A 9368-nucleotide genomic window follows, 5' to 3' on the forward strand; every position below is an offset into this window, starting at 1 on the left:
GGAAGGCTAAGTTTGCGGACAACCCGCTTACCTCAGATCTAATGCAGACTTATTAGAATCTGACAAGACCGTCCTATATTGATCGCTTACATAGCTGCTATGCAACCATAATTCGTCGCTGGGCGTCACAACTTGGTTATGACCATTACCTGTATGGAACTCACTCTATGCGAAGAACAAAGGCAACCTTGATCTATGCACGAACGAAAAACATTCGAGCCGTACAGCTATTGCTTGGTCACGCCAAGTTGGATAATACAATTCGTTATTTAGGGGTAGAGATGGAGGATGCACTTAATATATCTGAGGATATAGAGTTATGACATTATTGTGTTAAAGCCATGCGCATGAGCAGGTGGTAGATTGGATAATGAGCAAAATGGAGAGCTCGGAACTGCAAATTAGATAGCAAATTACGGCAAACAGGTTTATATTAATTACAGTTTAGTCATTTTTATAAACCAAGCCATTGCTTGAGAGGATACCATGTTTGCAGAGCGCCTAGAACGAGCCCGCAAGGCTGCCGGGCTATCAATGAGTGCATTAGCCAGCGAAGTTGGCCTATCCGCTAACGCCATTAAAAAGTACGAACATGGCACGACTATGCCCTCTTCTTCAAATTTACTTAAGCTTGCGAAAGCGCTAGATGTGCGCAGCGAGTACTTCTTTCGCCCGACCAAGGTGAAGCTGGAAGGTGTTGAGTACCGCAAGCGTGCTAACACACCCAAGAAAGTCTTAGACCGAATCAATGGTGACGTATTAGACCAAGCTGAACGTTGGCAGGAGCTTTTAGAACTCTATCCTGACTCAGTAAAACCTATCCCTGAGTTTGCTCTACCTAATGAACTTCCTGAACAAATCCTTAGCTTAGAACAAGCTGAAGACTTGGCTATTCAGATGCGCCATGCTTGGGAGCTAGGGCTAAACCCTATTCACGATATGATCGATACCCTCGAAGCTAAGGGTGTGATGATCATTACCACGGATGTGGAAACAGATAAGAAGTTTGACGGTTTAGCGGGGAAGATTGGTAGCACGCCAGTAGTGGTGATCTCTACCGCCCAAAGTGGTGACCGCCAGCGCTTCACCTTGGCCCATGAACTTGGGCACTTAGTCGTGCATGGTCGTTTAGCTGAAGGGATTGATGAAGAGAAAGCTTGTAATGCCTTTGCTGGTGCATTTCTTCTACCTGCCCAAACACTTATTGAGCACTTGGGTGAAAAGCGCCGTCATATTGAGCCGCGTGAATTACTGATGCTAAAGCATGAATACGGTATTAGCATGTTGGCGGCACTGTTTCGAGCCGGCCAATGTGGAATAATTACGCCAGCGACTCAGAAAAATCTATTTATGCTGTTTAGTAAAAATGGCTGGCGAACTCAAGAGCCAGGAAAAGCATACCCTCATGAATCGACTTATCTACATAAGCAATTGGTATACCGTGCTTTAGGTGAAGAGTACATAGGGGAGTCAAAAGCCGCTGAGTTACTTGGCATGTCTGTTTCTAGCTTTCATAAAGAACGAAAGTTGGAGGTGCCGATTCAAGCACAGTTAGCTCAGGAGGCTAACTGTGCAGCAGCTTCTAATTAGTGACGCCAATATCCTCATTGACATGGAAGAAGGTGGTCTGTTGCAAGCAATGTTTCAGTTGCCCTATGACTTTGCGACACCAGATATCCTTTTTTTTGAAGAGCTTGAAGAAGATCATCCCCACCTTCCAGATTTAGGGTTAGCGCTAAAAGAGGTTTCTGCAGAATCAATGATGTATGCCATGCAGCTAACAGGTACCTATACCCAGGCGAGCCGAAACGATTGTTTTGCCCTTGCTTTAGCTAAACAAGAGCAGTGTCCTTTGCTGACTGGTGATATGGCGCTTAGAAAAGCAGCAGAAAGAGAAGCCGCTATTGTCAAAGGCACAGTTTGGTTAGTAACCCAACTGGTGGTTCATCAGCAAATCAATACAGAACAAGCGCGAGCGGCCTACAGGCAAATGCAAGCCAATGGCAGGCGTCTACCTTGGCATATCGCAGAGCAAGCTTTAGTAGAACTAGAGCAAGCAAACTAATAATTAATGGGTTGCCCTTATAAAGTGCAATTCAGAACGATCAGGAATTCTAATAATGACAAGTATACAACAACGTGCCGAACTTCAACGCCAAATATGGGCAATCGCCAATGATGTGCGAGGCTCTGTGGATGGATGGGATTTTAAACAGTACGTTCTCGGAACCTTATTCTATCGGTTTATCAGCGAAAATTTTGTTAGCTACATTACTGGCGGTGATGACAGCGTTAACTACGCAGCAATGGACGACAGCGATGAAAACATCATAGCGGCAAAAGATGATGCAATTCGCACTAAAGGCTATTTCCTCTATCCAAGCCAGTTGTTTAGCAATGTGGCTGCGAATGCGCACAAAAATGAAAACTTAAACACAGACTTAGCCGCAGTTTTTGCAGCAATCGAAAATTCGGCCAATGGCTACGATTCTGAAAAAGACATCAAAGGCTTGTTTGCTGATTTTGACACTACCAGTAATCGCCTGGGTAATACGGTAGAGGCGAAAAACAAGCGTCTTGCAGCGGTTCTAAAAGGTGTTGCAGGGTTAAGTTTTGGCAATTTCGAAGATAACCAAATTGACTTGTTTGGTGATGCCTACGAGTTCCTTATTTCAAACTATGCGGCTAATGCGGGTAAATCCGGTGGCGAATTTTTTACCCCTCAGCATGTTTCAAAATTAATCGCGCAATTGGCCATGCACGGGCAAAGCAGTGTGAATAAAATCTATGACCCTGCTGCGGGTTCAGGCTCATTACTGTTGCAAGCCAAGAAACATTTTGATGCCCATATCATTGAAGATGGTTTTTTTGGTCAAGAGCTAAACCACACTACCTACAACTTAGCACGTATGAACATGTTCTTGCACAACATTAACTACGACAAGTTTAATATTCAGCTCGGCGATACCCTAATTGAGCCGCACTTTTTAGACGACAAACCGTTTGATGCAATTGTCTCAAACCCGCCTTATTCCGTGAAATGGATTGGCAGCGATGATCCGACCTTGATCAACGATGATCGCTTTGCCCCAGCTGGTGTGCTTGCACCAAAATCGAAAGCGGACTTTGCCTTTGTCCTCCACGCGTTGAATTACCTATCAAGCAAAGGCCGTGCGGCAATTGTTTGCTTCCCTGGAGTTTTCTACCGTGGTGGCGCTGAGCAAAAAATTCGTCAGTATCTTATCGATAACAACTATGTGGAAACCGTGATCTCACTGGCACCTAACCTGTTCTTCGGCACCACTATTGCCGTGAATATCTTGGTGCTCTCTAAACACAAAACTGACACCACTACCCAGTTTATTAATGCTAGCGGCCTGTTTAAAAAAGAAACTAATAACAACGTGCTGACTAACGAGCACATTGAGCAGATCATCCAAGCATTTGCCAGCAAAGAGAACGTGGATCATTTTGCCAAATCCGTTGAATTGGACGTAATCGCAGGCAATAGCTACAACCTATCGGTCAGTAGCTATGTGAAAGCCAAAGACACGCGAGAGTTAGTGGATATTACTGTGCTTAATGCTGACCTTAAAACGACTGTTTTCAAAATTGACCAGCTTCGCAGAGATATTGATGCAATTGTGGTAGAGATTGAAGGTGAGGAGCTAGGCGCATGAGCCCTATTGATGACCTAAAAGTTGAATACTGTCCGGACAGGGTTGAATTTAAGCGTCTTGGAGACATTGTGCGAATCAGAAATGGCAAAGATCACAAGTCGCTTGGTGATGGTGAAGTTCCTGTTTATGGGTCAGGTGGAATCATGCGATATGCAGACACTTATGCTTACAACAAGCCTTCAGTCTTGATTCCGAGAAAGGGCTCCTTGGGTAATCTATTCTTTGTCGATGTTCCGTTTTGGACCGTTGACACCATCTTTTATACGGAAATTGACAACGCACAAGTTAACCCAAAGTATCTTTACTATTTTTTGACCACGGTTGGTCTTGGTAAGATGAACCAAGCAGGCGGGGTTCCTAGCCAAACGCAATCCGTTTTAAATGAATTGAAAATCCCCATTCCATGCCCAGATAACCCAGAAAAATCGCTGGCAATACAAGCCGAAATTGTGCGCATTCTGGACGCATTTACAGCCTTGACAGCCGAGCTGACAGCCGAGCTTAACATGCGCAAAAAACAATACAACTACTACCGCGACCAGTTGTTGAGTTTCGAAGAAGGTGATGTTGAATGGAAGACGTTGGGTGAGCTTGCACAAAACCTAGACTCAAAGCGTAAGCCTATAACCAGTGGACTGAGAGAGGCTGGTGACATTCCATACTATGGCGCGTCTGGTATTGTCGATTATGTTAAGGATTACATTTTTGACGGTGATTACTTATTAGTCTCTGAGGACGGTGCAAATTTATTGGCTCGTAACACGCCTATCGCGTTCAGTATAAGTGGTAAAACATGGGTAAACAATCATGCTCACGTGCTTAAGTTTGAAACCTACGCAGAGAGAAAGTACGTTGAATATTATCTGAATAGTATCGACTTAACTCCTTATATATCTGGCGCAGCTCAACCGAAGTTGAATAAAAAAAACTTGGAAAGTATCAAAATTCCAAACCCAGTTACAAAGGAAAAAGAACGCATTGTGGCTACATTAGATAAGTTTGATGCATTGACCTGTTCAATTAAAGAAGGTCTTCCACGAGAAATCGAGCTACGCCAGAAGCAATACGAATATTATCGTGACCTGTTGTTGAGCTTCCCTAAACCGAACGCAGAAGTAGCGGTCTGATATGAACAAAACACTAAAGCAGCTCGCGGAGCAACTAAATGCGCCAAGAACGGTGAAAAATAAGAAGACTACCGAAGTCGAAATCGTCACACAGGTTCCTAAAGTACAGTTGATTTATGCCTTCAACGGCACAGGGAAAACCCGCCTGTCTCGTGAGTTCAAACAGTTGGTTGCACCTAAAGGCAATGGCGAAGATGACGAAACCATTTCGCCACGGAAGAAAATCCTCTACTACAACGCCTTCACTGAAGATCTCTTTTATTGGGATAACGATTTAGAAGAGGATGTTGCCCCCAAACTGAAAATTCAGCCGAATACCTATACAGACTGGCTGCTCACCTTGCTGAAAGACCTTGGGCAAGATACGAATATCGTTAAGTACTTTCAACATTTCGCCAATGACAAGTTAACCCCCCATTTCAGTGAAAATTATGCCGAAGTCACCTTTACCCTGGAGCGAGGCGATGATAAAGGCACTGCGCCCCTGAAAATATCCAAAGGTGAAGAAAGTAACTTTATCTGGAGTGTTTTTTATACGCTGTTGGATCAGGTGATTACCATTCTCAATGTCGCAGAGCCAGAGAATCGTGAGACCAGGCAGTTTGATCAGCTGGAATATGTGTTTATTGATGACCCAGTGAGTTCGTTGGATGAAAACCACTTGATCGAATTGGCTGTTAATCTGGCGGGGCTGATCAAGTCCAGCAAGTCTAACTTGAAGTTCATTCTTACTACCCATAGCCCGCTTTTTTATAATGTACTCTTCAATGAGCTAAACAGCAAAGCCTGTTATTTGTTGGAACGGTTTGAAGATGGCACCTTTGCACTGCTGGATAAGCACGGCGATTCCAATAAAAGCTTCTCCTATCACCTGTATTTGAAGCAGACACTGGAAAAAGCCATCTCTGACAACACCGTGCAGAAGTACCATTTTACGCTGTTGCGTAACCTGTACGAAAAGACGGCGAGCTTTTTGGGCTATCCAAAATGGTCGGAACTCTTGCCCGGTGACAAGCAGGCGTATTTAAACCGCATTATTCAATTTACCAGTCATTCAACATTATCGAATGAAGTCGTCGCGGAACCCAGTGGCCCTGAAAAGAAAACAGTAGGTTTTCTACTAAATCACTTGGTCACCAATTACGGCTTTTGGCAGCAGGAAGAACAAAATGGTTGATTACACCAAGCCCATCGTTGAGTCTAAAAATTACATCGTTTTAGATAAATACACAAAAACATGGCAAATAGCAGAAAGCTACCAGAGCGAAGGTGAACTAGAGCGCGAGCTTATTCAAGATTTAAGTCACCAAGGTTATGAGTATGTACCTAGCTTAACGACACCTGATGCCATGCTGGCGAATGTGCGTAAGCAGCTACAAACCCTGAATAAAGTTGAGTTTACCTATGCCGAGTGGGTTCGCTTTTGCGAGCAATATCTAAACACGCCAAGCGACAATATTCTCGATAAAACCCGCAAGGTGCACAGCGACTATATCTTCGATTTTGTCTTTGATGATGGCCATATAGAAAACATCTATCTGTTTGATAAGAAGACCATTGCCCGCAATAAAGTGCAGGTGATTAAACAGTTTGAACAAACAGGTAGTCATGCTAACCGCTATGATGTGACGATTTTGGTTAATGGATTGCCTCTAGTGCAAATCGAACTGAAAAAGCGTGGTGTGGCTATTCGAGAAGCCTTCAACCAAATTCATCGCTATAGCAAAGAGAGCTTTAATGCAGAAAACTCTTTGTACAAGTTCTTGCAGCTTTTTGTGATCACTAATGGCACCGACACGCGCTATTTTGCCAATACCACTAAGCGAGACAAAAACAGCTTCGACTTCACCATGAATTGGGCGAAGTCAGACAATACGCTGATTAAAGATCTAAAAGACTTTACGGCGACTTTTTTCCAAAAAGAAACTTTGCTTGAAGTGATTCTGCGTTACTCGGTATTTGATATCAGCAACACCTTGCTGGTGATGCGTCCGTATCAGATCGCAGCAACGGAGCGTATCTTATGGAAGATTAAGAGTGCCTTTAACAGCAAGAGTTGGAGTAATACAGAGAGTGGCGGCTACATTTGGCACACCACAGGCTCGGGCAAAACGCTTACCAGCTTTAAAGCGGCTCGTTTAGCGACGGACTTAGATTGTATTGATAAGGTCTTCTTTGTGGTAGACCGAAAAGATCTCGACTATCAGACCATGAAAGAATATCAGCGGTTCTCGCCTGATAGTGTGAACGGTTCAGATAGCACCGCAGGGCTTAAGAGTAACCTTGATAAAGATGACAACAAGATCGTGGTTACCACGATCCAGAAGCTTAACAACCTAATGAAGAGCGAAGGTGACTTACCAATATACAATAAACAAGTTGTGTTTATTTTTGACGAGTGTCACCGCAGTCAGTTTGGTGAAGCGCAGAAAAACCTAAAGAAGAAATTTAAAAAGTACTATCAGTTTGGCTTCACCGGCACGCCTATTTTCCCTGAAAACGCACTGGGTGCTGAAACGACTGGCAGCGTGTTTGGTCAGCAGTTGCATACCTATGTGATTACTGATGCTATCCGCGATGAAAAAGTGCTGAAGTTCAAGGTCGATTACAATGATGTCCGCCCCCAATTTAAGAGCATTGAGACTGAGCAAGATGATAAGAAGCTAAGTGCAGCGGAGAATAAGCAAGCATTTTTGCACCCAATACGGATTAGTGAAATCTCGCAGTACATTCTGAGCCATTTTAACCAGAAAACCCATAGAGCTTATTCTGGTGCGAAAGGGTTTAACGCCATGTTTGCAGTAAGTAGTGTTGATGCAGCTAAGGCCTACTATGAAGCGTTTAAGACATTACAAGCACAAGCTGAACCTAGCCCTACAAGCAAGCCGCTTCGGATTGCCACCATATTCTCGTTTGCCGCTAACGAAGATCAAGATGCAATAGGCGACATTGTCGATGAAAGCTTTGAGATGAACGCGATGAACAGCAGTGCTAAGGAGTTCTTAAGTGCTGCGATAGCCGATTACAATGCCATGTTTAAATCCAACTATGGCGTGGACAGTAATGGCTTTCAAAACTATTACCGTGATTTAGCTCAGCGGGTTAAAAATCAGGAGATAGATCTGCTCATTGTCGTCGGTATGTTTTTAACTGGCTTTGATGCTCCCACACTCAATACCTTGTTTGTCGATAAGAACTTGCGTTATCACGGTTTAATGCAGGCCTTTTCTCGCACTAACCGTATTTATGATGCGACGAAGACATTTGGCAATATTGTTACCTTCCGTGATTTAGAGCAGGCAACTATTGATGCCATCACCTTGTTTGGTGACAACAATACCAAAAATGTAGTGCTGGAAAAGAGCTACAAAGAGTACATGGAAGGCTTTACTGATATCGTAACCGGTCAGGCTCGTAGAGGCTTTGTCGATATTGTAACTGAACTACAAACACGCTTTCCAGATCCACAATCAGTTGAGAAGGAAGCGGATAAAAAGGCCTTTGCGAAGCTATTTGGGGAGTATCTGAGGGCTGAAAATATTCTGCAAAATTACGATGAGTTTGCAGCGTTAAAGGCTCTGCAAAGCCTAGATACTGATGATGTTCAGGCTGTTGAGGAGTTTAAGGCAAAATATTATCTGGATGATGATGACATTCAGAATATGCAAGCGATTAATATTCCTAGTGATCGAGAAATTCAAGATTACCGCTCTACCTATAATGACACTCGCGATTGGCTTCGCCGTCAGAAAGCGGGTGAAGAGAAAGATGAATCAAAGTTAGATTGGGATGATGTTGTCTTTGAAATCGATTTGCTTAAATCTCAAGAAATTAACCTTGATTACATTCTAGAGTTGATTTTTGATCACAATAAGAAGAATAAGAGCAAAGAAGGTTTGATCGATGAAGTTCGCCGTTTGATACGTGGCAGTTTAGGTAATAGAGCCAAAGAGAGCTTAGTTGTCGATTTTATTAATCAAACCAACCTTGATGAAATAAATGATAAAGCCAGTATTATTGACGCCTTCTTTAAGTTCGCTCAGGTAGAACAAAAACGCGAGGCTGAAACCATCATTTCATCTGAAAAACTTAATGAAGATGCTGCTAAACGCTATATTTCCTCATCACTAAAGCGGGAGTATGCATCGGAAAATGGCACAGCCCTCAATGAGGCATTGCCTAAGCTAAGTCCTCTTAACCCGCTGTATCGAACACAGAAGCAAACGGTGTTTCAGAAAATAGCCTCTTTTGTTGAAAAGTTTAAAGGTGTGGGTGGCCAATTATAGTAATGTGTAGGGCTCTTTTCACGTAGTTATTTGCTTAATGAAAAGAACTCGATGTTTTCTAAGTTAGTGCTATTTTTTCGAAATAGCAGATATGAATATTCAAATTAGTATAATTGTTATGCATTTTCTGGGTAGGTCATTGGCCCCCAAATGGAGCTAATAAGTAAAGCTACTAAATGATTTCTGTCCACAAATTAGCTAGTGAGCCTAGTGATGACATGCTTTTGGGAGTTTTATGCAAAAGGGTAAATATGAGCATACTTAACGAAATCAAA

The 9368-nt window shown here is 43.1% G+C and carries 6 protein-coding genes and 1 pseudogene; all 7 read left to right on the forward strand.

The genetic code is table 11. The features are described 5' to 3' along the window. Positions 1-89: 89 nt before the first annotated feature. A pseudogene (locus L2748_RS22215) lies at positions 90-323 on the forward strand (tyrosine-type recombinase/integrase); the annotation flags it as partial. Between the two features lie 163 nt (positions 324-486). Further along, positions 487-1590 carry a helix-turn-helix domain-containing protein gene (locus L2748_RS22220; protein ID WP_220783211.1) on the forward strand — a complete coding sequence of 368 codons (1104 nt, stop codon included), beginning with the start codon at positions 487-489 and terminating at the stop codon, positions 1588-1590. Continuing rightward, positions 1571-2065 (forward strand): PIN domain-containing protein, encoded by a 495-nt coding sequence (locus tag L2748_RS22225; RefSeq protein ID WP_220783212.1) that lies wholly within the window; start codon positions 1571-1573, stop codon positions 2063-2065. The genes L2748_RS22220 and L2748_RS22225 overlap by 20 nt, the downstream gene beginning before the upstream one ends. Positions 2066-2120: 55 nt before the next feature. Continuing rightward, positions 2121-3680 (forward strand): type I restriction-modification system subunit M, encoded by a 1560-nt coding sequence (locus tag L2748_RS22230; protein WP_220783213.1) that lies wholly within the window; start codon positions 2121-2123, stop codon positions 3678-3680. Further along, positions 3677-4807, forward strand: coding sequence for a restriction endonuclease subunit S (locus L2748_RS22235; RefSeq protein WP_220783214.1), 1131 nt, complete (start codon positions 3677-3679; stop codon positions 4805-4807). Before L2748_RS22230 ends, L2748_RS22235 begins: the two co-directional genes overlap by 4 nt. Before the next feature lies 1 nt (position 4808). Continuing rightward, the gene (locus L2748_RS22240) at positions 4809-5984 is read left to right on the forward strand and encodes an ATP-binding protein (protein WP_220783215.1); all 1176 of its coding nucleotides are present in this window, start codon (positions 4809-4811) and stop codon (positions 5982-5984) included. Then, entirely contained in the window at positions 5977-9093 is a 3117-nt protein-coding gene (locus tag L2748_RS22245; RefSeq protein ID WP_220783216.1) for an HsdR family type I site-specific deoxyribonuclease, read from the forward strand. Before L2748_RS22240 ends, L2748_RS22245 begins: the two co-directional genes overlap by 8 nt. Positions 9094-9368: the final 275 nt, after the last annotated feature.

Origin of the sequence: Shewanella sairae, assembly GCF_023283535.1 — a bacterium.
Classification (GTDB): Bacteria; Pseudomonadota; Gammaproteobacteria; order Enterobacterales; family Shewanellaceae; genus Shewanella; species Shewanella sairae.